This window comes from Kluyvera genomosp. 1 (assembly GCF_001266615.1).
GTDB lineage: Bacteria > Pseudomonadota > Gammaproteobacteria > Enterobacterales > Enterobacteriaceae > Kluyvera > Kluyvera cryocrescens_A.
On sequence record NZ_LGHZ01000025.1, the window covers coordinates 14,345 to 41,150 of the forward strand.

Below are 26,806 nucleotides of genomic sequence, written 5' to 3' on the forward strand. Positions count from 1 at the left end.
CTATGAGGTTGTGGTGGTGGCTTTACGTTTTTACTCGTCATGTTTGGTGTTGGTGATACTGGCTAGCGGCAGCGCACGTGCGCGATCGTCGTTTATCGAAGAGGCGGAGCATCCCTTTGATACGCTGCCGGATCTCAGCATTGCGCCGGAAAATCATGATGCGGAAAAACAGCTGGCGGAAATGGTGAAATCTTTCGGCGAAGCGAGCATGACCGACAATGGCCTTGATACCGGTGAGCAGGCGCGGCTTTTTGCACTCACTCAGCTACAGGAACGTATCAACGGCCAGATGAACCAGCAGCTGGAAAGCTGGTTATCTCCGTGGGGCAATACCAATATTCAGTTATTAGTTGATGAGCAGGGCAAACTGACCGGCAGCCACGGCAGCTGGTTTGTCCCTTTGCAGGATAACAGCCGCTACCTGACCTGGAGCCAGTTTGGCGTCACCCAGCAGGATGATGGCCTGGTGGGTAATCTTGGCGTCGGACAGCGTTGGGTGGCAGGGCACTGGCTGCTGGGTTACAACACGTTCTATGACAGCCTGTTGGATGAAAATCTTAATCGCGGCGGCGTCGGGGCAGAAGCCTGGGGCGAGAATCTGCGCTTTTCCGCGAACTACTACCACCCGCTGCGCGAGTGGCAAAATACCGGCACTACGCTGCAACAGCGTATGGCGCGCGGCTACGACGTGACTGCGCAGGCGTGGATCCCCGCTTATAACCACATTAATACCAGCCTGAGCGTTGAGCAGTATTTCGGCGATAGTGTCGATCTGTTCCGTACCGGCACCGGTTACCACAACCCGGTGGCGGTTTCATTGGGCCTGAACTATACCCCGGTTCCGCTTCTGACCTTTAGCGCTCAGCACAAGCAGGGAGAGAGCGGGGTGAACCAGAACAATCTGGGGATGAAGGTGAACTATCGGTTTGGCGTGCCGCTCAAGAAACAGCTTGCCGCCGATGAAGTTGCGCAGACACGGACGCTGCGCGGCAGCCGCTATGACGCGCCGGAGCGTAATAATCTGCCGGTGATGGAGTATCGTCAGCGTAAGAGCCTGACGGTGTACCTGGCGACGCCGCCGTGGAACCTGACCAGTTATGAAACCGTAGAGCTAAAACTTCAGGTGCGTGACGAATACGGCGTCAAAGCGGTGACCTGGCAGGGTGATACGACCGCGCTGAGCCTGACGCCACCGGCATCGAATAATGGCACCGACGGCTGGAGTATTATTATGCCCGCGTGGGATTACAGTGAAGGGGCCAGTAACACCTGGCATCTGTCGGTTATCGTCGAAGATAAGAAGGGCCAGCGCGTCACCTCCAATGAGATAACGCTGGCATTGACCGAGCCGGTCGTCAGCTTTGCGCCGATGAACTACGGCTGGTCGGGTACCACGCCTTAATTGTGCGTGACGAAGTCCCTGTCACGACAATTATGCGGCGTGCGGTTTAGAAAATACGATCCTGATGGACCCAAACTGCCGCTTCCACGCGGGATTTCAGCTTCATTTTCTTCAACATATGCTTGACGTGAACTTTCACGGTGCTCTCCGTGATGTCGAGACGTCGGGCAATCATCTTGTTTGGCAGACCCTGGGCGATAAGCTTCAGAATATCGCGCTCGCGCGGAGTGAGCTGGTTGATATCACGGTCGGAGGTGGCGCGGTTTGCGCGTAGGCTGGCGGCCAGCACCGGTGTTAACGCTTCGCTCAGCACCATTTCGCCGGCGGCAGCCTGTTGCAGGGCTTTTAGCAGATCTTCCGGCTCCATGTCTTTTAACAGATAGCCGTCCGCGCCGCGTTTCAGGGCGGTGACCACATCTTCTTCATGGTTCGACACGCTAAACACAACCACGCGGCCTGAGAGTGATTTTTCACGCAGCTTATCGAGGGTTTCCAGACCGTTCATGCCGGGCATGTTGAGGTCAAGCAGGATCAGGTCTGGATCGAGCGCTTCTGCCAGCTCAATACCTTGCTCACCGTTGCTGGCTTCGCCCACGACCTGAATATCCGATGCCATACTGACCAGCTGTTTTACGCCGGTACGCAGCATGGGATGATCGTCAATTAGCAGGATAGTAGCCCGTTCCTGATTACTCATGGATTTCTCCTTGGGGAGTTGAAAGCGATTTTTCGGGGACAAACGTAACCGCGACTTCAGTACCGCCGCTTTCACGGCGACGAACCTGGCAATCGCCGCGCAGGCTCTGTGCGCGGTCACGCATAATAATAAGGCCATAATGATTACTGCGCTCGGCGTGCAGCGGGACGCCGCAGCCGTTATCCGTCACCACGATTTTTACCTGGTTGCCTTGCTGGGTAACGCCCACTGTCACTTCTGTCGCCTGCGAGTGTTTTAAGGCGTTACTGAGTGCTTCACGGACAATTTGCAGAACGTGAATCGCCTGATGTGAAGGGACGTAGCGTGGTGGTAGCTGGTAATCGAGTTGAACCGGGAAGCCAAAGTGACCGCTGTACTCTTTGCAGCTGGATTCCAGCGCCGGACGCAGCCCGGACTCGGTCAATTTCAGGCGGAAAGTCGTCAACAGTTCGCGCAGCTGCGCCCAGGATGAATTGAGCTCGTTGCGCACCTGGCCCAACAGCTCGCGACTCTCTGGCGATGACTGCTCGTTTTGCATCATCTGCAGACAGCTCACCTGCATTTTCATGCAGGACAGCGATTGGGCGATAGAATCGTGCAGCTCGCGCGCAATGGTCGCACGCTCTTCCATAACAATCAGCTGCTGCTGGCGTTCGAGCTGCTTATCCAGCGCCAGCGTCGAGGTTAACTGTTCCAGCAGCGTATCGACCAGCTGCTGCTGATCGTGACTCAGCTCGCGACCGTGCGGTAGCGTAGCGAGCAAAATACCGTATTGATTACGTGGGTCGGTGAGACGCCATTTTAGCGTGACGCCATCAGGTGCTGACATATCAACATCGCGCGGGCAGAGATAGCACCCTTTATCGTCGCACTCCCAGCCGGAATGGCAGCTAAATTCCTGATGGTTTTCTTCGTCTTCAATGTCGTAAACCCGCACTTCAATCTCACGTAGCGGGGTCAGTTCTTGCAGGCCGTTGAGCACCGGTGAAATACGTTCGCACAGCGGAATGCTGGAATGCAGGCGGCGGTTGGCCTGCCATAAGAAGGAGAGGATGGCATTTTTCTGCTCAAGCCCGGCGGTTTTCTCCTGGACGCGTTTTTCCAGTGAGGCGTAGCTTTCTGCAAGCTCAGCGGACATGTTATTGAGCGCCATGCCGAGCGTCGCCATCTCATTGCGGCCGCTGATTTGCGCACGGTAGGTAAAATCACGATGGCTGATCGCTTCCGCCATGCGCAGCAGCTGGCGCCAAGGGTGAAGCAGACGCGTCCGTAACCAGAAAACGGTGAAGATAAACAGCAGGCCCATGAACACGGCCATCAGCCGGTGCATCCACACCACGTGGGCGATACGCTCCTCGGTGGTGTGATCGAAGACGGTAACCAATTGGTTGATACGGTCAACGAAGCCGGTTAAATCGTTGACGACAGCGTTTTGTGTCTGCGCATGACGAATATCCGGCGCTAGATAGTTAAGCCAGTATTGTTGCAATGAGGCCAGCTGCTTTACCTGTCCGTCGCGTTCGGCGGCCAGCTGCAATTCAGGGCTGAATACGGTTTGCTGCATTTCATCAAACAGTGCCTGATCGCTCTCTTTCACCGGGATTGCCGCCAACAGGCGGTAGCTCTGCATACGCAGTGAGCCGGCCTGGTTAATGGCGTGCGCGCTACCCTGTACGCCGTTGACCAGGCGTGCGGAAACCATCATGCTCGCCACCCCGATGAGGGTAGACAGCAGGACGATCAGTGCCAGTTGATTCACTAGCGTGAGTGGTGTAAAAAAACGTTTAAACATGCTTCGATGTGGCTCCTGGCGGAAGACTTTCCGGCGAGTGGCGGTATTTTCGTCTATCGCCTGGAGTATACCCATACCCCTAAAGAGTTACTCCCTTATTTCCATATTAGTAAAGTTAGTGGGAAGGATGGGGTAGCAGCATAACAGCCACGTGAAAAAACAGGTTTTTTTCTGCGTAAAAAGCTACCCACAAAGGGTGATGGCGTTTTTTTGCTCAGCATATGGCCAACTTTTCCTTTGATTTATATCAACTTACCGCGCGGTGTAAACCCTAATGTGGCAGGGGTTGATATTAATAATCAGAGGTGTCTATGAGTCACTCCACTGCCCCCGAAAGGGCAACCGGCGCTGTCATTACCGACTGGCGTCCGGAAGATCCGGCGTTCTGGCAAGAGCGCGGTCACCGCGTCGCGAGCCGGAACCTGTGGATTTCAGTACCGTGTTTACTGTTAGCATTTTGCGTATGGATGTTGTTCAGTGCCGTTGCCGTTAATTTACCTAAAGTAGGCTTCCAGTTTACCACCGACCAGCTTTTCATGTTGACGGCACTGCCGGGCTTATCAGGGGCACTTCTGCGAGTTCCTTACGCATTTATGGTGCCAATTTTTGGCGGACGCCGCTGGACGGCATTCAGCACCGGGATCATGATTATTCCGTGCGTATGGCTCGGTTTTGCGGTGCAGGATCCTACCACGCCGTTTAGCGTATTTATGATCATCGCGCTGCTGTGCGGCTTCGCGGGGGCGAACTTTGCGTCCAGCATGGCGAACATTAGCTTCTTCTTCCCGAAAGCGAAGCAGGGCGGCGCGCTCGGTATCAACGGCGGCCTCGGCAACATGGGCGTGAGCGTGATGCAGCTGGTTGCGCCGCTGGTTGTTGGCATGTCCATCTTCGCTATCTTCGGTGGCACCGGCGTTGCTCAACCGGACGGCTCAACGCTGTTCCTCGAAAACGCGGCCTGGATTTGGGTGCCGTTCCTGATCGTCCTCACCTTCGCGGCCTGGTTTGGCATGAACGACCTGTCTGCGTCGAAAGCGTCCCTGAGTGAGCAGCTGCCGGTACTGAAGCGGGGTCATCTGTGGATCATGGCGGTGCTGTACCTGGCGACCTTCGGCTCGTTCATCGGCTTCTCCGCCGGGTTTGCGATGCTGTCCAAAACCCAGTTCCCGGATATCAATATTCTGCACTTTGCCTTCTTCGGCCCGTTCATCGGTGCGCTGGCGCGTTCTCTCGGAGGCGGTATTTCCGACCGTCTGGGCGGGACTCGCGTGACGCTGATAAACTTCATCGCGATGGCTATTTTCTCGGCACTGTTGTTCCTGACTCTACCAACCAACGGCCAGGGCGGAAACTTCGCGGCATTCTTTACGGTGTTCATGGGCCTGTTCGTGACGGCCGGGCTAGGTAGCGCATCCACCTTCCAGATGATCTCCGTTATCTTCCGTAAATTGACCATGGATCGCGTGAAAGCGCAGGGTGGCAGCGAAGAACATGCTCTGCGTGAAGCGGCAACGGATACGGCGGCGGCGTTGGGCTTTATCTCTGCTATTGGCGCGGTTGGCGGTTTCTTCATTCCGAAATCGTTCGGTATTTCGCTGGAAATGACCGGTTCGCCGGCTGGGGCAATGAAAGTGTTCCTCGTGTTCTATATTGTCTGCGTGGTTGTGACGTGGGCCGTTTACGGACGTAAAGCGAAAAAATAACCTGAACCGTTATTTGTGAATAAAGGCGCGAGAGTTCGCGCCTTTATTTTTGTCTACTCTTAGTTACAACATACTCTTGCCGTTTAGCTATTTGTCGGCAGCGTGCCAACCTGGGTCTGGTAGGGGATAAAAAGCCTCTACCCCTTAATACCGAGCGATGCTTTTTCTGTTACCGCCTTTATTTTGTTTTTGATAAAAACGCTTAATTTACAATGCCTTGTAAAATAAAAATATCTACCACTAAGGGGGTATTTGCATTTTCCACGCTCATTATAAAGCCCAGCCATCTTGATCGTTATCAATTCCCTCAATGTTTCAGCGCGTTACCTTCGCTGCAAATTCAGCAATGTCGACTTATCAGAGAGCCGTAAGGTTCCACACAGGAGAGACCCGATGAGTAAATTCCTGGACCGGTTTCGCTACTTTAAACAAAAGGGTGAAACATTTGCCGATGGGCACGGACAGATTCTAGATACCAACCGGGATTGGGAAGATGGATATCGCCAGCGCTGGCAGCACGATAAGGTCGTACGTTCTACGCACGGCGTTAACTGCACCGGTTCCTGCAGCTGGAAAATTTATGTCAAAAATGGTCTGGTCACCTGGGAAACCCAGCAGACAGACTACCCGCGTACCCGCCCCGATCTGCCAAACCATGAACCACGCGGCTGCCCGCGCGGTGCAAGCTATTCCTGGTACCTATACAGCGCCAACCGCCTGAAATATCCGCTGATGCGTAAACGCCTGATGAAAATGTGGCGTGAAGCGAAAAAACTGCATAGCGATCCGGTTGATGCCTGGGCGTCCATTATTGAAGATGCCGATAAAGCCAAAAGCTTTAAACAAGCGCGTGGTCGCGGCGGTTTCGTTCGCTCCTCCTGGCAGGAAGTGAATGAGCTGATTGCAGCATCTAACGTCTATACCGTGAAAACCTACGGCCCGGACCGCGTGGCGGGCTTCTCGCCAATTCCGGCGATGTCGATGGTTTCCTACGCTTCCGGTGCACGCTATCTGTCACTGATCGGCGGTACCTGCCTGAGCTTCTACGACTGGTACTGTGACTTGCCGCCAGCGTCGCCACAGACCTGGGGTGAGCAGACTGACGTACCGGAATCCGCAGACTGGTACAACTCCAGCTACATCATTGCCTGGGGTTCCAACGTTCCGCAGACGCGTACCCCGGATGCGCACTTCTTTACTGAAGTTCGCTATAAAGGTACCAAGACCGTTGCTATCACGCCGGACTACGCTGAAATTGCCAAGCTGTGCGACCTGTGGCTGGCACCGAAACAAGGTACCGATGCAGCCATGGCGCTGGCGATGGGCCACGTTATGCTGCGCGAATTCCACCTCGACAAGCCAAGCCAGTATTTCACTGACTACGTACGTCGTTACACCGACATGCCAATGCTGGTGATGCTTGAAGAGCGTGAAGGCTATTACGCCGCAGGCCGTATGCTGCGCGCCGCTGACCTCGTAGATTCTCTGGGCCAGGAAAATAACCCAGAGTGGAAAACCGTTGCGGTGAATACCGACGGCGACATGGTGGCGCCAAACGGTTCCATCGGCTTCCGCTGGGGCGAAAAAGGTAAGTGGAACCTTGAGCAGCGCGACGGTAAATCCGGTGAAGAGACCGAACTGCAGCTGAGCCTGCTCGGCAGCCAGGATGATATCGCGCAGGTGGGCTTCCCGTACTTTGGCGGCGACGGCACCGAACACTTCACCAGCGTTGAGCTGGAAAATATTCTGCTGCACAAACTGCCGGTGAAACGCCTGCAGCTGGCTGACGGTACCACCGCGCTGGTGACCACCGTTTACGATCTGACCATGGCTAACTACGGTCTGGATCGCGGTCTGAACGATGAAAACTGTGCAACCAGCTACGATGACGTGAAAGCGTACACCCCAGCCTGGGCCGAGAAAATCACCGGCGTTCCGCGTTCACAGATTATTCGTACTGCTCGTGAATTTGCTGATAACGCAGACAAAACGCACGGCCGTTCGATGATTATCGTCGGGGCGGGTCTGAACCACTGGTATCACCTCGATATGAACTATCGTGGCCTTATCAACATGCTGGTGTTCTGCGGCTGCGTCGGTCAAAGCGGCGGCGGCTGGGCACACTATGTGGGTCAGGAAAAACTGCGTCCGCAGACCGGCTGGCAGCCTCTGGCGTTTGCCCTTGACTGGCAGCGTCCGGCACGTCACATGAACAGCACCTCCTACTTCTATAACCACTCCAGCCAATGGCGCTATGAGTCAGTTACCGCGCAGGAACTGCTGTCACCGCTGGCGGATAAATCCCGTTACACCGGCCATCTGCTGGACTTCAACGTCCGTGCAGAACGTATGGGCTGGCTGCCGTCTGCACCGCAGTTAGGCACCAATCCGCTGCGTATCGCCGATGAAGCGAAGAAAGCCGGTATGACGCCGGTGGACTACACCGTGAAGGCACTGAAAGAAGGCACTATCCGCTTTGCCGCTGAGCAGCCGGAAAACGGTAAAAACCACCCGCGCAACCTGTTTATCTGGCGTTCAAACCTGCTGGGTTCTTCCGGTAAAGGCCATGAATACATGCTGAAGTACCTGCTCGGTACCGAGCACGGTATTCAGGGCGTGGATCTGGGCAAGCAGGGCGGTATGAAGCCTGAAGAAGTGGAATGGCAAGATAACGGCCTCGACGGCAAGCTGGATCTGGTGGTAACGCTGGACTTCCGTCTGTCGAGCACCTGTCTCTACTCCGATATCGTGCTGCCAACGGCGACCTGGTATGAAAAAGACGACATGAATACCTCGGATATGCATCCGTTTATTCACCCGCTGTCTGCCGCCGTTGACCCAGCCTGGGAATCGAAAAGCGACTGGGATATCTACAAAGGCATCGCCAAGAAATTCTCCGAAGTGTGCGTTGGCCACCTCGGCAAAGAAACCGACGTGGTGACGCTGCCAATTCAGCATGACTCCGCCGCCGAACTGGCGCAGCCGTTAGACGTGAAGGATTGGAAAAAAGGCGAATGCGACCTGATCCCTGGTAAAACCGCACCGCACATCATTCCGGTTGAACGTGATTATCCGGCGACCTACGAACGCTTTACCTCCATCGGCCCGCTGATGGAAAAAATCGGTAACGGCGGTAAAGGGATTGCCTGGAACACCCAGAGCGAAATGGATCTGCTGCGTAAGCTCAACTACACGAAGGCAGAGGGCCCGGCCAAAGGCCAGCCGATGCTGGATACAGCTATCGATGCTGCAGAAATGATCCTTACCCTGGCGCCGGAAACCAACGGTCAGGTGGCGGTGAAAGCTTGGGCGGCGCTGAGTGAGTTTACCGGCCGTGACCACACGCACCTGGCGCTCAATAAAGAAGACGAAAAAATTCGCTTCCGTGATATTCAAGCGCAACCACGTAAGATTATCTCTAGCCCGACCTGGTCTGGCCTGGAAGACGAACACGTCTCTTACAACGCCGGTTATACCAACGTTCATGAGCTGATCCCATGGCGTACACTGTCTGGCCGTCAGTCCCTGTATCAGGACCACCAGTGGATGCGCGACTTCGGTGAAAGCCTGTTGGTTTACCGTCCGCCGATCGATACCCGCTCGGTGAAAGAGGTGATGGGCAAGAAATCCAACGGCAACCCAGAGAAGGCGCTGAACTTCCTGACGCCGCACCAGAAATGGGGCATTCACTCTACCTACAGTGACAACCTGCTGATGCTGACCTTGGGTCGCGGTGGTCCGGTGGTGTGGATGAGTGAAGAAGATGCCAAAGAGATCGGTATTGAGGACAACGACTGGATTGAAGTCTTCAACAACAACGGTGCGCTGACCGCTCGTGCAGTCGTAAGCCAGCGCGTACCGGCCGGGATGACCATGATGTACCACGCGCAGGAACGTATCGTGAACCTGCCGGGTTCTGAAATTACCGGTCAGCGCGGCGGGATCCATAACTCGGTGACCCGTATTACGCCAAAACCGACCCATATGATCGGTGGCTATGGTCACCTGGCGTACGGCTTTAACTACTACGGCACCGTAGGTTCTAACCGTGATGAGTTCGTGGTGGTTCGTAAGATGAAGAACATTAACTGGCTGGATGGCGAAGGCAACGACCAGGTACAGGAGAGCGTAAAATGAAAATTCGTTCACAAGTCGGCATGGTGCTGAATCTCGATAAATGCATCGGCTGTCATACCTGCTCAGTCACCTGTAAAAACGTCTGGACCAGCCGTGAAGGGACCGAGTACGCGTGGTTCAACAACGTGGAAACCAAGCCGGGTACCGGCTTCCCGACCGACTGGGAAAACCAGGAAAAATGGAAGGGCGGCTGGATCCGTAAGATCAACGGAAAACTAGTGCCGCGCATGGGTAACAAAGCGCTGCTGCTGGGTAAAATCTTCGCCAACCCGCATCTGCCGGGTCTGGATGATTATTACGAGCCGTTCGATTTTGACTACCAGACGCTGCATAACGCCCCGGCTGATAGCAAAGCGCAGCCGATTGCTCGCCCGCGCTCGCTGATTACCGGCAAGCGTATGGACAAGATCACTAAAGGTCCAAACTGGGAAGACGACCTGGGCGGCGAGTTTGAGAAGCTGTCGAAAGACAAAAACTTCGAAAACATGCAGAAGGCAATGTACGGCCAGTTTGAAAACACCTTCATGATGTACATGCCTCGCCTGTGCGAACACTGCCTGAACCCGGCGTGCGTCGCGACTTGCCCGAGCGGTGCTATCTACAAGCGTGAAGAAGACGGTATTGTGCTGATCGACCAGGACAAATGCCGCGGCTGGCGTATGTGTATCACCGGCTGCCCGTACAAGAAAATCTACTTCAACTGGAAGAGCGGCAAGTCTGAGAAATGCATCTTCTGCTACCCGCGTATCGAAGCGGGTCAGCCGACCGTGTGTTCCGAGACCTGCGTAGGCCGTATTCGATACCTTGGCGTGTTGCTGTATGACGCGGATGCGATTGAAACCGCAGCCAGCACCGAGAACGAGAAAGACCTGTACCAGCGTCAGCTGGACGTGTTCCTCGATCCAAACGATCCGAAAGTCATTGAACAGGCGCAGAAAGACGGCATTCCACTGAGCGTTATCGATGCTGCACAGAAATCGCCGGTTTATAAAATGGCGATGGACTGGAAGCTGGCGCTGCCGCTGCACCCGGAATACCGTACGCTGCCAATGGTGTGGTACGTGCCGCCGCTGTCACCGATTCAGTCTGCAGCTGACGCGGGTGAATTGGGCAGTAACGGCATTCTGCCAGACGTAGAAAGCCTGCGTATCCCGGTTCAGTACCTGGCGAACCTGCTCACCGCCGGTGACACTCAGCCGGTACTGCTGGCGCTGAAACGTATGCTGGCAATGCGTCACTTCAAACGTACGGAAACCGTTGATGGCGTTATCGATACCCGTGCGCTGGAAGAGGTCGGTCTGACCGAAGCGCAGGCGCAGGAAATGTATCGCTACCTGGCGATTGCCAACTACGAAGATCGTTTCGTGGTACCAAGCAGCCATCGTGAACAGGCTCGTGAAGCGTTCCCAGAGAAAAATGGCTGCGGCTTTAGCTTCGGTGATGGCTGCCACGGTTCAGACAGCAAGTTCAACCTGTTCAACAGCCGCCGTATTGACTCGGTGGATGTGAGCAGCAAAACGGAGCCACACGCATGATTGAACTCGTGGTTGTGTCTCGTCTGCTCGAGTACCCGGATGCTGCCTTATGGCAGCATCAAGGCGAACTCTTCGACGCTCTGGCCTCGTCAGAGAAACTGGATAAAGCGGATGCCCAGGCGTTGGGCATCTTCCTGCGCGATTTAACCGCGCAGGATCCGCTGGATGCGCAGTCCGCCTACAGTGAACTGTTCGACCGCGGCCGCGCAACGTCGCTGTTACTGTTTGAACATGTGCACGGCGAATCCCGCGACCGTGGCCAGGCGATGGTGGATCTGCTCAATCAGTACGAGCAGCACGGTCTGGAACTCGACAGCCGCGAGCTGCCGGATCACCTGCCGCTGTATCTGGAATATCTGGCGCAGTTGCCGGAGAGTGAGGCGATTGGCGGTTTGCAGGATATCGCGCCAATTCTGGCATTGCTTTGCGCACGTCTGCAGCAGCGCGAAAGTGCCTATGCGGTGTTGTTCGAACAGCTGCTGAAGCTGGCGAATAGCGCGGTCGATGAAGCGAAAGTGGCGGAAAAAATTGCGGACGAAGCCCGTGATGATACGCCACAGGCGCTGGATGCGGTCTGGGAAGAAGAACAGGTCAAATTCTTTGCCGATCAGGGCTGCGGTGAGTCGGAAATCGCCAATCACCAGCGTCGTTTTGCCGGAGCCGTTGCCCCGCAATATTTGAATATCTCTAACGGAGGACAGCAATAATGCACTTCCTGAATATGTTCTTCTTCGACATTTATCCGTACATCGCGGGTTCTGTCTTCCTGATTGGCAGCTGGCTGCGCTACGATTACGGCCAGTACACCTGGCGTGCGGCATCGAGCCAGATGCTGGATCGTAAAGGAATGAACCTGGCATCTAACCTGTTCCACATCGGGATCCTGGGTATTTTCGCCGGTCACTTCCTGGGAATGCTGACACCACACTGGATGTATGAAGCGTGGCTGCCGCTGGAAGTGAAACAGAAGATGGCGATGTTTGCGGGTGGTGCGTCCGGCGTGATGTGCCTCGTCGGTGGCGTACTGTTGCTGAAACGCCGTCTGTTAAGCCCGCGCGTGCGTGCAACGACCACCGGTGCTGATATTCTGGTACTGTCGATTCTGGTTATCCAGTGTGCGCTGGGGCTGTTGACCATTCCGTTCTCTGCCCAGCATATGGACGGTAGCGAAATGATGAAACTGGTGAATTGGGCTCAGTCCGTGGTGACCTTCCACGGTGGCGCATCGCAGTATCTGGACGGCGTAGCGTTTATCTTCCGTATGCACCTGGTGCTTGGGATGACGCTGTTCCTGCTGTTCCCGTTCTCGCGTCTGGTTCACATCTGGAGCGTGCCGGTCGAATATCTGACCCGTAAATACCAGATTGTTCGCGCGCGTCACTAATAGCTCGCTGTTATCGACAAAACCCTGCTTAGGCAGGGTTTTTTTATGGATGAGAGAAATGATTGTGTCCCATCAAAACACGAGGAGACGGTGTTGTATTTAATACGGGTCTTCATTTCGGTTTTCAGGGCATGCTGTAGTGTTAAGAAAGGTATTTATTGTTATGTGCGCGCTGCTGGGATTTTCTCTCACCGTGAGCAGTCAGGCAAAAAGCACGGCTGTTTCGGATAACCAAATTAAGCAGCGTATCATTGAAGAGTCGATTGCGGCATATCCCGGAAATTGCCCGTGCCCCTTTAACGCGATGCGTAATGGTCGCGCCTGCGGTGGCCGAAGTGCCTGGAGCCGGAAAGGGGGATATGCACCTATTTGCTACAGCCGTGAGGTGACAACCGAAATGGTGAAGCAGTGGCGTGAGGCTAATGCGACCTGATTGAGCTCAAAGCGAACTGTAGTCGACGCATGGACAGAACATGAGTGATTCGTATTGATTGGAATGACGTGCTTTCTGGAAGTGATGGTGGTGGGGGAAGGATTCGAACCTTCGAAGTCGATGACGGCAGATTTACAGTCTGCTCCCTTTGGCCGCTCGGGAACCCCACCAGGGGCAATTCAAATTGTGATAAATCTTAGAGATGGTGGTGGGGGAAGGATTCGAACCTTCGAAGTCGATGACGGCAGATTTACAGTCTGCTCCCTTTGGCCGCTCGGGAACCCCACCACGGGGTATTGCTAGGTTTTACTGGCCTGCTCCCTTACTCGGGAAGCGGGGCGCATCATATCAAATGACGCGCCGCTGTAAAGTATTCCTTTATCGAAAACGAACTGTTTGCGTACTTTTCATCCGTAACGGATTAAAGCTAATCAATTCATTTCGCTAGCGATTAAAGAATAATCGTCCGGTTGCCGTAAACGAAGACACGTTGGGCAAGCACCTGATAAAGCGCACGGCTCAGTACGTTTTTCTCGACGTCACGCCCTGCACGCATCATATCTTCCGCAGTATAGGTGTGATCGACGTGAATAACGTCCTGCATAATGATTGGACCTTCATCCAGATTATCGTTCACGTAGTGGGCGGTAGCACCGACAATCTTCACACCGCGCTCGTAAGCCTGATGGTAAGGACGCGCGCCAATAAATGCAGGCAGGAACGAGTGATGAATGTTGATAATTTTGTTCGGGAAGCGGCTGACAAATTCTGGCGTCAGGACGCGCATATATTTAGCCAACACGACATAATCAGGATCATGTGCTTCGATAGCATCGGCCATCAGCTTATCGTGATCTTCACGTGCCAGGCCTTCGTGGCTGACCAGTTGGAAAGGAATGTCAAAGCGTTCAACCAGCGTGCGCAGGGTTTCATGGTTGCCGATCACTGCAGCGATTTCCACGTCCAGGCCGCCATAGTTGGCTTTCATCAGCAGGTCGCCCAGGCAGTGGGCTTCCTTGGTTACCAGAATCACGATGCGGCGACGGCCGGCTGGGTTCAGTTCACGAACGGAACCTTCCGGCAGGGCGCTGTCTAAATCCGCAAGCAGGGTTGTGTCGTTGAAGATCCCTTCAAGCTCGGTACGCATAAAGAAGCGACCGGTGCGGTGATCGACAAATTCATTGTTCTGCACGATGTTAAGTTCATGCTTGTAGCAAATGTTGGTAATACGCGCGATCAGACCTTTTTGGTCAGGACAGATAGTGCGCAGAACTTTTCGTTGAATGGAGTGCATTGCCGGGTAAATCCTGTTGATGATGTTTGCGAAGCTGTTATCGGGTCTATTGCCCGCAGCATTTTTTAAATTTCTTACCTGAGCCGCATGGGCAGGCATCGTTTCTGCCAATGACTGGCCGTGTACCGTCTATATAGTACCATTGCCCGTTTTCTTTTAAGAATCGTGAACGCTCAATGATGGCGCCGTTCTTGTTATTTTCACTAAAGCGGGCAACAAAACTGACGAAGCCTTCATCAGGATTGCGGCCTTCCTCGGCGGCGAAAACGGTCAGTCCAAGCCATTGGGTATGGGCAAAACCCTTTTGAATATCGTCGCGGAAAGCACCAGCCTGACAGGATGCATGCCAGGTTCTGACCAGATAATCTGCATCTTTCATGACGAAGGCGCAATAGCGGGAACGCATAAGGTGTGACGGGTCTGGAGCACATTCGTTACCGGACAGATAACGCTGACAACATAGGCTATACTCGAGAGCGCTGCCACATGGGCAAAGTTCTGACAAAGATGTCTCCCTGAATCGACAGAGTAATGGCGAAATCACGCCTGATAGCACTATGGTAACCGAGCGCTGGCAATGATGCCACGCCAGAAGCAAGAGGACGTTCATCGGGAATAATGAGAAAAATCAAAATTGGCCTGGCGTTAGGTTCAGGGGCAGCGCGAGGCTGGTCGCATATTGGCGTCATTAAAGCGCTACAAAAGATGGGCATTGAGATTGATATTGTCGCGGGGTGTTCTATCGGTTCACTGGTTGGCGCGGCCTATGCCAGTAATCGTCTTCCCGAGCTGGAGCAGTGGGTCTGCTCCTTTAGCTATTGGGATGTTCTGCGGTTAATGGATCTTTCCTGGCGTCGCGGCGGGCTGCTGCGCGGTGAGCGGGTGTTTAATCACTATCGGCAGATTATGCCAAACGAGATGATTGAACACTGTGAGCGGCGTTTTGCGGCGGTCGCAACGAATCTCAGTACTGGCCGTGAACTGTGGTTTACCGAAGGCGATCTGCATATGGCGGTGCGAGCCTCTTGCAGCATTCCTGGTTTAATGGCACCGGTTCAGCATAATGGTTATTGGCTAGTGGATGGTGCGGTGGTCAATCCGGTACCGGTCTCGCTAACACGTGCGCTGGGAGCCGACATTGTGATTGCTGTCGATTTGCAACATGACGCACATCTTATGCAGCAGGATCTCCTGTCCGCCAATATTCAGCCTGATGTTGGAATAAATGAGTCCGAGGATGAGCTATCATGGCGTGAGCGTCTGCGTTCTCGCCTGGGGCGAGTGGCTGCCCGTCGTTCGGTCGTTGCACCGACGGCGATGGAAATTATGACGACCTCGATTCAGGTGCTGGAAAATCGGCTTAAGCGTAACCGTATGGCGGGCGATCCGCCGGATATCCTCTTACAACCGTTTTGCCCCCAGATATCTACTCTGGATTTTCATCGAGCTTCGTCTGCGATAGCCGCCGGTCAACAAGCGGTTGAAAAAAAGACAGATGAGCTTTTACCTTTAGTGAGAAGTTCCACTTAAGGTTTTTTTCGACTACTTCAGCAAATTCTGAAAGGCGATTATCACAATAGCATGCCACTATTTACTTATCGTCGGGCAGGGGAGACATCATGACGCAGCCGTTGGCGGGAAAACAGATTTTAATTGTTGAAGACGAACCCGTTTTCCGCTCACTTATGGATTCATGGCTTTCGTCACTTGGCGCGAGCACCCTTCTGGCCCAGGACGGCGTCGATGCGTTAACGCAGATGGCGAGCCAGAAACCCGATCTGATGATTTGCGACCTGGCGATGCCGCGTATGAACGGGTTGCAGCTGGTTGAGCATCTGCGTAATGCTGGTGATACGTTGCCTATCCTTATCATTTCTGCGACGGAAAATATGGCTGATATTGCCAAAGCGCTGCGTCTTGGCGTTCAGGACGTATTATTAAAACCTGTCAAAGATTTGAATCGTCTGCGTGAAACCGTGCTGGCCTGCCTTTATCCTAATATGTTTAATTCCCGCGTCGAAGAAGAAGAGCGGCTATTTGAAGATTGGGATGCGCTGGTTAACAATCCCGCAGCAGCAGCCAAGTTGCTGCAAGAGTTACAGCCGCCGGTACAGCAACAAATATCACATTGTCGGATAAATTATCGCCAGCTTATGGCCGTTGATGCGCCAGGACTGGTTTTGGATATTGCCCCATTATCAGAACACGATTTAGCATTTTATTGTCTTGATGTTACCCGGGCGGGAGATAATGGGGTATTAGCCGCTCTATTACTGCGGGTACTATTTAATGGTTTGCTGCAAGAGCAACTTTCGCATCAAGGCCAACGACTACCAGAATTAGGGAGTCTGTTAAAACAGGTTAATCAGTTGCTGCGGCAAGCTAACCTTCCCGGGCAGTTCCCGTTACTTGTCGGTTATTATCACAGCGGTTTAAAAAACCTCATTTTGGTATCTGCTGGGCTGAACGGGACATTAAATACCGGTGACCATCAAATTCAAATAAGTAATGGCGTGCCGCTCGGTACGTTAGGAAACGCTTATCTCAACCAAATAAGTCAGCGCTGTACTTCATGGCAGTGTCAGGTTTGGGGAAATGGTGGCCGTTTACGCCTAATGTTGTCTGCGGAATGAGCAAACGCATTTTTTTATAGGGATAGCTTTAACGGCTTATCTGCCGTGGTGATACTATCTGCAAATTGATGTGGATATACTCGTCATGCTTCAGCTTGCTGGTGTGTTGACCCGAGCCATTATCATCGTTGGCATGTTAAACGAGGTATTCGGTGAATTGGGAAGCGCTCCTCCTTCAGCTCAATGTCTTCGACTACGAGTATAAATCTTAATTCGAGGTCAACGTGTCCTTTTCAGAGCAGCCTCATGAGGTTGTAATGATATACTCGATGCGTACTTAATTAACGAGCAAGTTCAAAGTTTGAACAGTTCAGGAGATTTGAATGGCTGCCCTAAATTCGAAAGTAACAAAGGCTGTAATCCCGGTTGCGGGATTAGGGACGAGGATGTTACCGGCGACAAAAGCAATTCCTAAGGAAATGCTGCCGCTGGTAGATAAGCCTTTAATTCAGTATGTCGTGAACGAGTGTATTGCCGCTGGTATCACTGAAATTGTACTGGTTACCCATTCTTCCAAGAATTCCATCGAAAACCACTTTGATACCAGCTTTGAGCTTGAAGCCATGCTGGAGAAGCGCGTTAAACGTCAGCTTCTGGAAGAAGTACAGTCTATCTGTCCGCCGCACGTCACCATCATGCAGGTACGTCAGGGGCTGGCTAAAGGGCTGGGACATGCAGTCCTGTGTGCGCATCCGGTTGTTGGCGATGAGCCAGTCGCAGTCATCCTGCCAGACGTGATTCTTGATGAATATGAATCCGATCTGAGCCGTGATAACCTGGCTGAAATGATCGCGCGATATGATGAAACGGGCGCCAGCCAGATCATGGTTGAGCCGGTTGCTGATGTGACCGCATATGGGGTTGTTGATTGCAAGGGCGCCACCCTGAACCCAGGCGACAGCGTACCGATGGTTGGCGTGGTTGAGAAACCAAAGGCTGACGCGGCGCCATCGAATCTCGCCGTTGTGGGTCGCTATGTACTGAGTGCAGAAATTTGGCCTCTGCTGGCCAAAACTCCTCCGGGTGCCGGTGATGAAATCCAGTTGACTGACGCTATCGATATGCTCATCGAAAAAGAGACTGTTGAAGCGTACCACATGAAAGGCAAGAGCCATGACTGCGGTAATAAGCTGGGGTATATGCAGGCGTTTGTGGAATACGGTATCCGCCACAATACGCTGGGTGAAGATTTCAAAGCCTGGCTGCAAGATACTCTGGGCATCGCAAAGTAATTTTGTGATGGCGACTAAAACCGGGGAAACCCGGTTTTTTTATATCTTAATAACGGCTATGGATAAAAAATGTACTCGCCAGGGTGGGGGCGTTATCACGAGACAGGGATCGTTCAGATATAAAAAATCCCGCCGAAGCGGGACTTTCGCGAAGCGTTAGGATTAATCCTTGATCAGGAAATCGTCCAGAGATTTACCCTGTTCGTCCATCGCTTTTTTGATTACTGCTGGGGTACGGCCCTGGCCGGTCCAGGTTTTGGTTTCGCCGTTTTCGTCAACGTAGCTATATTTAGCCGGACGTGCAGCGCGTTTAGCTTTGGTGCCAGTTTTAGCAGCAGCCATGCTATTCAGCAGTTCGTTCGGATCAATACCGTCAGCAATCAGCATTTCGCGATATTGTTGCAGTTTACGAGTGCGTTCTTCGATTTCTGCAGCTGCAGCGTTATCTTCTTCGCGGCGTTCGTTAACAACAACTTCTAATTTTTCCAGCATTTCTTCAAGCGTTTCAAGGGTGCATTCTCTTGCCTGCGCACGAAGAGTACGGATGTTGTTCAAAATTTTAAGTGCTTCGCTCATTGTAGTAATCTCAAACTTATATTGTGGGGTGGTTTGTTGCTGTAATAATAGAGCGATAAAATCAGTTGTGCAATAGGGAAGAATGTAAGGAATTCAAAATAACGTGTTATTTGGTGCTGTTATTTATATTTATAAGTTAAATTGTCCGCAATGATACAGAATCAGCTCGTCCTTATTGTCGCAGTGGCGAAACGGGATAACATGCGGGCCGCCGGAGGACCCCTGCACATAAATATACTCCGTATGGATAAATATCAACCTTATGTATTACCCGACAGGTGTTCATTTTGTGCATCGTTTTATCGGTTGCGAATCGTTACGCACCTCAACCACTTTGCACGCCGGCTGGCTTTGTGTATCGATTTTCTTAACCATCACTTATCTATTTACCTTCTTTCCTGTACGGGTAAATTTCTGCGATATGATAACAATGTCCAATGTCTGGGTTGGCAATACAGCACAAGCCATGAAGGGCTCAGCTTTAAGGCCATAGTTATGACGATGTTATTTCAGGCGGAAACTGTTTAATTTACAGATAACAAAGGCGGGTATATCGCTACACAAATTGGTACTGGTCACATTTTTTATGTCGGATTCATTAAATTTTTCAACTATTCATCGTGCTAGCTATTTTATCGCATTGCTCGGAGAATCCGCGCAGTTGTGCTGGCAGGAAAAACTAAATAATCCAGCTATATGATGGTGTTAACTGTAATTAGCGTTAAATATAGTCGGTACGCAATTAACGTGCCGGTTATTAACGGTAACGCTAAATGCTTCCCCTGCGAAAGGGGCAGCGGTTGATGTGTTGGCTCATACGCAATGAAGAGATGACGCAGAGAGCGTGGGCGTAAAATATGTTACACTGCGAGCCGTTTAAAAAACGCATCGATTAGGATCTCTCAGCCAATGGCACAACTTTATTTCTACTACTCAGCGATGAATGCAGGGAAGTCGACGGCCCTTTTGCAGTCGTCATACAATTACCAGGAGCGCGGTATGCGCACCATCGTTTATACCGCTGAAATAGACGATCGTTTTGGTGCAGGCAAAGTCAGCTCCCGCATCGGTTTGTCATCGCCGGCGAAGCTGTTTAACCATACCAGTAATTTGTTTGATGAAATTAATGCAGAGAACGCTCGTGAGCCGGTCAACTGCGTGCTGGTGGATGAATGCCAGTTTCTCACGCGTGAGCAGGTCTACGCGCTTTCTGACGTGGTTGATAACCTTGATATCCCGGTATTGTGCTACGGGCTGAGAACGGATTTCCGCGGTGAGCTATTCGGCGGCAGTCAGTATTTATTAGCGCTGTCAGACAAGCTGGTGGAATTAAAAACGATCTGTTTCTGTGGCCGTAAGGCTAGCATGGTTTTACGTCTTGACCAGGAGGGGCGCCCGTATAACGAAGGGGAGCAGGTGGTTATCGGCGGAAATGAACGTTATGTATCCGTATGTCGTAAACACTATAAAGAAGCGCTGGAGAAGGGCTCACTGACGCTCATCCAGGAAAACCATCGCCAAGCCTGTCGTTCATGCTAATCGCCGTCTGATGCTTCTCCTGCCTCTTCAATGCGATGCTAACTAAGGGGCAGGGAAGTTGTCCCGCCGTTTTACCCAAGTTACTCTGATTTTTCTCTTTGAATCTGACCCATAAAAAAAGCCCCATCGACGATGGGGCTTGATATTTACCTGTTCAGCAGAGATGGAGCGAATTATTTCTTCGCTTTTTTCTCTGCTTTGGCTGGCGCTGCTTCTTTCTTCTCTTCTGCGGCACCTTCAACGAATTCACGTCCGTAGAAAGTATCCAGCAGGATCTGTTTCAGTTCAGCAATCAGCGGATAGCGTGGGTTCGCACCGGTACACTGGTCATCAAACGCATCTTCAGACAGTTTGTCGACATGCGCCAGGAAGTCAGATTCCTGCACGCCAGCTTCGCGGATTGACTTAGGAATACCCAGGTCAGCTTTAATTTCGTCCAACCAGCCCAGCAGTTTCTCGATCTTAGCTGCAGTACGGTCGCCCGGTGCAGTCAGACCCAGATGGTCTGCGATTTCAGCATAGCGACGACGAGCCTGTGGGCGGTCATACTGGCTGAATGCGGTCTGTTTGGTTGGGTTGTCGTTCGCGTTATAGCGAATAACGTTGCTGATCAGCAGGGCGTTCGCCAGACCGTGAGGAATGTGGAACTGAGAGCCCAACTTGTGCGCCATGGAGTGACATACACCCAGGAAGGCGTTAGCAAACGCGATGCCCGCGATGGTTGCTGCACTGTGAACACGTTCACGAGCTACCGGGTTCTTAGAACCTTCATGGTAAGACGCTGGCAGGTTTTCTTTCAGCAGTTTCAGAGCTTGCAGTGCCTGACCGTCAGAGAACTCAGAAGCCAGTACGGAAACGTAAGCTTCCAGGGCGTGAGTTACAGCATCCAGACCACCGAATGCACACAGGGATTTAGGCATATCCATCACCAGGTTGGCATCAACAATCGCCATGTCTGGGGTCAGCGCGTAGTCTGCCAGAGGATATTTCTGACCTGTTGCATCGTCGGTTACAACCGCAAACGGAGTCACTTCAGAACCGGTACCGGAAGTGGTGGTGATAGCAACCATTTTGGCTTTCACACCCATTTTCGGGAACTTGTAGATACGTTTACGGATGTCCATAAAGCGCAGCGCCAATTCTTCGAAGTGAGTTTCTGGGTGCTCGTACATAACCCACATGATTTTAGCAGCATCCATTGGGGAACCGCCGCCCAGCGCGATAATCACGTCTGGTTTGAAGGAGTTCGCCAGTTCTGCACCTTTACGTACGATAGTCAGCGTTGGGTCAGCTTCAACTTCGAAGAACACGTCAACTTCAACGCCAGCTGCTTTCAGCACAGAGGTGATCTGGTCTGCATAGCCGTTGTTGAACAGGAAGCGGTCAGTCACGATGAGCGCACGTTTGTGGCCATCAGTAATCAATTCATCCAACGCAATAGGCAGTGAGCCACGGCGGAAGTAGATAGATTTCGGAAGTTTGTGCCACAACATGTTTTCAGCTCGCTTAGCAACGGTTTTCTTGTTGATCAGGTGCTTAGGACCAACGTTTTCAGAGATGGAGTTACCACCCCATGAACCACAACCCAGAGTCAGGGAAGGTGCGAGTTTGAAGTTATACAGGTCACCGATACCACCCTGAGAAGCAGGGGTGTTAATCAGGATACGCGCGGTTTTCATCATCTGGCCGAAGTGAGCAACACGTTCTGGCTGGTTGTCCTGGTCGGTGTACAGGCAAGAGGTATGACCGATACCGCCCATCGCAACCAGTTTTTCTGCTTTAACTACAGCATCTTCAAAGTCTTTCGCGCGGTACATTGCCAGCGTCGGAGACAGTTTTTCGTGTGCAAACGGTTCGCTTTCGTCAACAACCTTCACTTCACCAATCAGGATCTTGGTGGTTGCTGGAACGGTGAAGCCTGCCAGTTCAGCGATCTTATGCGCTGGCTGACCTACGATAGCGGCGTTCAGACCGCCATTTTTCAGGATGATGTCCTGAACGGCTTTCAGCTCTTTGCCCTGCAGCATGTAGCCACCGTGGCTAGCGAAACGTTCGCGAACGGCGTCGTATACCGAGTCAACAACAACAACGGACTGTTCTGAAGCACAGATTACGCCGTTATCGAAGGTTTTAGACATCAATACAGAAGCGACAGCACGTTTGATATCAGCGGTTTCGTCGATAACAACAGGGGTGTTACCTGCGCCAACGCCGATTGCTGGTTTACCGGAGCTGTATGCTGCTTTAACCATGCCTGGACCGCCGGTCGCGAGAATCAGGTTAATGTCAGGGTGGTGCATCAGCGCGTTAGACAGCTCAACGGACGGTTGATCAATCCAGCCGATCAGATCTTTCGGTGCACCCGCAGCAATAGCAGCTTGCAGAACGATGTCAGCGGCTTTGTTAGTGGCATCTTTCGCACGTGGGTGCGGGGAGAAGATGATGGCGTTACGCGTCTTCAGGCTGATCAGCGATTTGAAGATAGCAGTAGAAGTTGGGTTAGTAGTCGGTACGATACCGCAGATAATACCGATAGGTTCGGCGATGGTGATGGTACCGAAAGTGTCGTCTTCAGACAGAACACCGCAGGTTTTTTCATCTTTATAGGCGTTGTAGATATATTCAGACGCGAAGTGGTTTTTGATCACTTTGTCTTCAACGATACCCATGCCGGATTCGGCAACGGCCATTTTTGCGAGAGGGATTCGAGCATCTGCAGCGGCCAGGGCGGCGGCGCGGAAGATTTTGTCAACTTGCTCTTGAGTGAAACTGGCATATTCACGCTGGGCTTTTTTTACGCGCTCTACGAGTGCGTTAAGTTCAGCGACATTAGTAACAGCCATAATGCTCTCCTGATAATGTTAAACTTTTTTAGTGAATCATCTGCTCGACAAGTCAGTATAGACAAATCACCTGCAGCTGGGGAAAAAGTTAAGAAAACAAAGCGTTATTCACAAACTGATCCACTGATTTACTAAAAGAGCTTCGATTTAGCCAAGGAGCCTACCGTCAGAGATACACCTGATTTTTCAGGCTGATTCCCTTTCGGTGTAAGCAGATTACCCACTTCTGAGTACGAATTACGTGATCTAAATCAAATTTAGGCTAAGCTGACACCTTTCAGCATGGTGCTTTTAGTAAAACGCGGAGTCTGTTAATCATTCGTGAGTATCGGTGGAGGAAACATTAGCATAGTTTACACAAATCTATAACACTCTGTTTTACCCCTCTTTTTATGGATAATTCAGATGAAGACTGCTAATAAAAAGGGTATTGTCAGCGCATTTCACGGTTTGTTGTTCGTCAACTACAACTTTTAATGGTTTCTTCGGGGTTCATGTGATTCAAACGCTGTTTGATTTTCCTATCTTCTTTAAGTTCTTTATCGGGCTTTTTGCGTTGGTTAACCCGGTGGGGATCATTCCCGTCTTTATTAGTCTGACGAGCTATCAGACGGCGGTAGTGCGTAACAAAACCAACCTGACCGCCGCCCTATCGGTGGCGATCATTTTGCTGACTTCACTATTCCTGGGTGACTTCATTCTGCAACTGTTCGGTATCTCCATCGATTCATTCCGTATTGCCGGCGGGATTCTGGTGGTGACTATCGCCATGTCGATGATCAGCGGGAAGCTGGGGGAAGATAAGCAGAATAAGCAGGAAAAATCAGAGACAGCGGTGCGTGAAAGCCTCGGTGTGGTTCCGCTAGCGTTACCTTTGATGGCGGGGCCGGGTGCCATCAGCTCGACCATCGTCTGGGGAACGCGCTATCACTCTTTCTCTTATTTGATCGGTTTTTCTATCTCTATTGCGCTGTTTGCGGCTTGCTGTTGGGGAATCTTCCGTATTTCTCCTTGGCTGGTTCGCATGCTGGGGCAAACGGGAATTAACGTGGTCACCCGTATTATGGGGTTGTTATTGATGGCATTGGGCATCGAATTTATTGTCACCGGCATCAAATCTATCTTCCCAGGCCTTGTGGGTTAATTATTTCAGGGCGCGCATAAGAGCCCTTGCTCTTCTGTGCGCCCGTTAATATCAGAAAAACCTATCCTTCCCTCTCTGTCTCAGTGCAGAGATAACCAATTTGAATATTTTAAAAAATCATTTTCTATCAATAGAATGCGCTAATTTAGTGATTCTTAGCCACGCAACCTAAATGTTATTTCCGTCACACGATACTCTGGGGCTTGCTGTTAGATAATTGAAATGATATTAGTAATTTTACTTTCTATGCAGAGTTATGTGCTAAAAAATGAACAACTGTTAATTTTTTGTGCAAAAAACAAACATCTCGCAAAGCAAGAGCGTTGTTGCAGACGATTTTTACATATCTATTTGATAAATAGTGATTTAGGGTATGTGATTTTGACGGCTAACCTGTTGGTTAAATCGTAATTTTCTGAACAAAAGAGAATTGGTTAACAAATTTGCAAATTATATTGGCGACGGTGAGAGTCATTTGGTACTTTCCGGCCTGAGTAATTCGCAACATAAAAATGTGTAAATGATAATTATTCCTAGTTGTAAGCAGGAATGAAACGAATAAGAGAAGTCTCCCGACAGGGGGGAGGCTTTATATGAGTCGACGTCAGGTTGCCATAAGAGCGACCGTAATAAAAAAGTCGGTGATAGCAGGCAGTAAATGACCCAGTAGACGCAAAAATCTCCTGCGCTGCATGGGAACCCGCAAGGGGACTAAACAGGCTGACAAACGTCAGTAATAATAATGAACGGAGTATCAACACAATGACCATCATCACAAAAAAAAGCCTCATTGCAGCAGGCGTTTTCGCTGCACTTATCGCAGGAAGTGCCGCGGCCGCAGATGTTCCTGCGGGCGTTAAGCTGGCAGATAAGCAGACTATGATCCGTAACAATGGTGCAGAGCCACAGTCGCTGGATCCAAATAAAATTGAAGGTGTACCGGAAGCCAACGTGAGCCGTGACCTGTTTGAAGGTCTGCTGATCACTTCGACCAAAGACGGTCACCCAATCCCGGGCGTTGCCGAAAGCTGGGATAACAAAGATTTTAAAGTGTGGACCTTCCATCTGCGTAAAGACGCAAAGTGGTCCAACGGTGAGCCGGTAACGGCACAAGATTTCGTGTATAGCTGGCAGCGCCTGGTGGACCCAAAAACCGCGTCCCCTTATGCAAGCTATCCGCAGTACGGCCATATTCTGAACGTTGATGAGATCATCGACGGTAAAAAACCGACCTCCGATCTCGGTGTGAAAGCCATCGATGACCATACTCTGGAAGTCACTCTGAGCGAGCCGGTACCGTATTTCTACAAACTGCTGGTCAACCCGGCGATGTCCCCGGTTAACAAAACCGCCATCGATAAATTTGGTGAGAAGTGGACTCAGCCTGCCAACATCGTCACCAACGGTGCATATAAACTGAAAGACTGGGTGGTGAACGAGCGCATCGTAATGGAGCGCAACCCGAATTACTGGGATAACAAAGACACGGTTATCGACCAAATCACCTACCTGCCAATCTCTTCTGAAGTGACGGACGTCAACCGTTACCGCAGCGGTGAGATCGACATGACTTATAATAATCTGCCGATCGAACTGTTCCAGAAACTGAAAAAAGAGATCCCGACCGAAGTACACGTTGATCCGTATCTGTGTACCTACTATTACGAAATTAATAACCAAAAAGCACCGTTCAACGATGTGCGCGTACGTACTGCACTGAAGCTGGGCCTGGATCGCGACATTATCACCAATAAAGTCAAAGCGCAGGGCGATTTACCGGCTTATGGCTATACCCCTCCTTATACTGACGGCGCGAAGCTGACCGAACCAGACTGGTTCAAACTGACTCAAGAACAGCGTAATGCCGAAGCGAAAAAACTGCTGGCCGAAGCGGGTTATACCGCAGATAAACCACTGAGCTTCAGCTTGCTGTACAACACTTCCGATCTGCACAAAAAACTGGCTATCGCTGCGGCTTCCATCTGGAAGAAAAACCTCGGCGTTGATGTGAAGCTGGTGAACCAGGAGTGGAAAACCTTCCTCGATACCCGTCATCAGGGGACTTACGATGTAGCTCGTGCAGGTTGGTGTGCGGACTACAACGAGCCGACTTCCTTCCTGAACACCATGCTGTCCGACAGCTCAATGAATACCGCGCACTATAAGAGCCCGGCATTTGATGCGATCATGAAAGACACGTTGAAAGTGACCGACGAAGCGCAACGTACTGCACTGTACGACAAGGCTGAGCAGCAGCTGGGCAAAGATTCCGCTATCGTTCCTGTTTATTACTATGTGAACGCCCGTCTGGTGAAACCATGGGTTGGTGGTTACACCGGTAAAGATCCGATGGACAATATCTATACCAAAGATCTGTACATCATTAAGCATTAATGGCAATCCGTGGGGCGGCAATATGCCGCCTCACTGTGTCTTATTCCATCGCACTATCACATGACTGC

The 26,806-nt window shown here is 51.7% G+C and carries 19 protein-coding genes and 2 tRNA genes; 13 read left to right on the forward strand and 8 right to left on the reverse strand.

All coding sequences use genetic code 11. From position 1 onward, the window contains the following. Positions 1 to 16: 16 nt before the first annotated feature. Complete coding sequence (locus KP80_RS14650; RefSeq protein WP_419772958.1) at positions 17 to 1,402, forward strand: YchO/YchP family invasin; 1,386 nt, start codon at positions 17 to 19, stop codon at positions 1,400 to 1,402. A 46-nt stretch (positions 1,403 to 1,448) separates the two neighbouring features. Here the strand turns inward: KP80_RS14650 and narL are convergent, their stop codons facing one another. Continuing rightward, entirely contained in the window at positions 1,449 to 2,099 is a 651-nt protein-coding gene (gene narL / locus KP80_RS14655) for a two-component system response regulator NarL (RefSeq protein WP_052284392.1), read from the reverse strand. After that, positions 2,092 to 3,891: a nitrate/nitrite two-component system sensor histidine kinase NarX gene (narX, locus tag KP80_RS14660; protein WP_052284393.1), complete on the reverse strand. Its 1,800-nt coding sequence runs from the start codon at positions 3,889 to 3,891 to the stop codon at positions 2,092 to 2,094. The genes narL and narX overlap by 8 nt, the downstream gene beginning before the upstream one ends. A gap of 311 nt (positions 3,892 to 4,202) precedes the next feature. Here narX and KP80_RS14665 point away from each other — a divergent pair, with 311 nt between their 5' ends. The 6 genes from KP80_RS14665 (at position 4,203) to KP80_RS14690 (ending at position 13,083) form a co-directional block, all read left to right on the forward strand. Beyond that, entirely contained in the window at positions 4,203 to 5,594 is a 1,392-nt protein-coding gene (locus tag KP80_RS14665) for a NarK family nitrate/nitrite MFS transporter (RefSeq protein WP_052284394.1), read from the forward strand. A 393-nt stretch (positions 5,595 to 5,987) separates the two neighbouring features. Further along, a complete protein-coding gene (locus KP80_RS14670) occupies positions 5,988 to 9,731 on the forward strand; it encodes a nitrate reductase subunit alpha (protein WP_052284395.1) in 3,744 nt (1,247 codons plus the stop codon). Next, complete coding sequence (gene narH, locus KP80_RS14675) at positions 9,728 to 11,266, forward strand: nitrate reductase subunit beta (protein ID WP_052284396.1); 1,539 nt, start codon at positions 9,728 to 9,730, stop codon at positions 11,264 to 11,266. Before KP80_RS14670 ends, narH begins: the two co-directional genes overlap by 4 nt. Then, positions 11,263 to 11,973, forward strand: a complete 711-nt coding sequence (gene narJ, locus KP80_RS14680; RefSeq protein WP_052284397.1) for a nitrate reductase molybdenum cofactor assembly chaperone — start codon at positions 11,263 to 11,265, stop codon at positions 11,971 to 11,973. Before narH ends, narJ begins: the two co-directional genes overlap by 4 nt. Beyond that, the gene (gene narI / locus KP80_RS14685) at positions 11,973 to 12,650 is read left to right on the forward strand and encodes a respiratory nitrate reductase subunit gamma (RefSeq protein ID WP_052284398.1); all 678 of its coding nucleotides are present in this window, start codon (positions 11,973 to 11,975) and stop codon (positions 12,648 to 12,650) included. Before narJ ends, narI begins: the two co-directional genes overlap by 1 nt. 163 nt (positions 12,651 to 12,813) lie before the next feature. After that, entirely contained in the window at positions 12,814 to 13,083 is a 270-nt protein-coding gene (locus KP80_RS14690; protein ID WP_052284399.1) for a hypothetical protein, read from the forward strand. An 85-nt stretch (positions 13,084 to 13,168) separates the two neighbouring features. Here KP80_RS14690 and KP80_RS14695 read toward each other — a convergent pair. The 4 genes from KP80_RS14695 to KP80_RS14710 form a co-directional block, all read right to left on the reverse strand. Then, positions 13,169 to 13,253 (reverse strand) — tRNA-Tyr (locus KP80_RS14695). Positions 13,254 to 13,286: 33 nt separating this feature from the next. Next, positions 13,287 to 13,371: transfer RNA gene (locus tag KP80_RS14700), tRNA-Tyr, on the reverse strand. 163 nt (positions 13,372 to 13,534) lie between these two features. After that, positions 13,535 to 14,377 (reverse strand): formyltetrahydrofolate deformylase, encoded by an 843-nt coding sequence (gene purU / locus KP80_RS14705; protein ID WP_052284400.1) that lies wholly within the window; start codon positions 14,375 to 14,377, stop codon positions 13,535 to 13,537. 46 nt (positions 14,378 to 14,423) lie between these two features. Then, positions 14,424 to 14,882 (reverse strand): YchJ family protein, encoded by a 459-nt coding sequence (locus tag KP80_RS14710; protein WP_052284401.1) that lies wholly within the window; start codon positions 14,880 to 14,882, stop codon positions 14,424 to 14,426. Positions 14,883 to 14,995: 113 nt separating this feature from the next. Here KP80_RS14710 and rssA point away from each other — a divergent pair, with 113 nt between their 5' ends. From rssA to galU, 3 genes are all read left to right on the forward strand, one after another. Further along, positions 14,996 to 15,907, forward strand: a complete 912-nt coding sequence (gene rssA / locus KP80_RS14715) for a patatin-like phospholipase RssA (protein ID WP_052284402.1) — start codon at positions 14,996 to 14,998, stop codon at positions 15,905 to 15,907. An 89-nt stretch (positions 15,908 to 15,996) separates the two neighbouring features. Then, positions 15,997 to 17,010 (forward strand): two-component system response regulator RssB, encoded by a 1,014-nt coding sequence (rssB, locus tag KP80_RS14720; protein ID WP_052284403.1) that lies wholly within the window; start codon positions 15,997 to 15,999, stop codon positions 17,008 to 17,010. A 323-nt stretch (positions 17,011 to 17,333) separates the two neighbouring features. Next, positions 17,334 to 18,242: a UTP--glucose-1-phosphate uridylyltransferase GalU gene (gene galU, locus KP80_RS14725; protein WP_052284404.1), complete on the forward strand. Its 909-nt coding sequence runs from the start codon at positions 17,334 to 17,336 to the stop codon at positions 18,240 to 18,242. A 162-nt stretch (positions 18,243 to 18,404) separates the two neighbouring features. On the opposite strand, the gene hns is transcribed toward galU, so the two are convergent. Next, positions 18,405 to 18,818: a histone-like nucleoid-structuring protein H-NS gene (hns, locus tag KP80_RS14730; RefSeq protein ID WP_052284405.1), complete on the reverse strand. Its 414-nt coding sequence runs from the start codon at positions 18,816 to 18,818 to the stop codon at positions 18,405 to 18,407. Positions 18,819 to 19,727: 909 nt separating this feature from the next. Here hns and tdk point away from each other — a divergent pair. Next, on the forward strand, positions 19,728 to 20,357 hold the full coding sequence (gene tdk, locus KP80_RS14735) for a thymidine kinase (RefSeq protein ID WP_052284406.1): 630 nt from the start codon (positions 19,728 to 19,730) through the stop codon (positions 20,355 to 20,357). A 173-nt stretch (positions 20,358 to 20,530) separates the two neighbouring features. On the opposite strand, the gene adhE is transcribed toward tdk, so the two are convergent. Next, positions 20,531 to 23,200 (reverse strand): bifunctional acetaldehyde-CoA/alcohol dehydrogenase, encoded by a 2,670-nt coding sequence (gene adhE / locus KP80_RS14740; protein ID WP_052284407.1) that lies wholly within the window; start codon positions 23,198 to 23,200, stop codon positions 20,531 to 20,533. A 496-nt stretch (positions 23,201 to 23,696) separates the two neighbouring features. Here adhE and KP80_RS14745 point away from each other — a divergent pair, with 496 nt between their 5' ends. Next, on the forward strand, positions 23,697 to 24,344 hold the full coding sequence (locus KP80_RS14745; RefSeq protein WP_052284408.1) for a YchE family NAAT transporter: 648 nt from the start codon (positions 23,697 to 23,699) through the stop codon (positions 24,342 to 24,344). A 762-nt stretch (positions 24,345 to 25,106) separates the two neighbouring features. Continuing rightward, the gene (gene oppA, locus KP80_RS14750) at positions 25,107 to 26,738 is read left to right on the forward strand and encodes an oligopeptide ABC transporter substrate-binding protein OppA (protein ID WP_052284409.1); all 1,632 of its coding nucleotides are present in this window, start codon (positions 25,107 to 25,109) and stop codon (positions 26,736 to 26,738) included. The last annotated feature ends 68 nt before the right edge of the window (positions 26,739 to 26,806 follow it).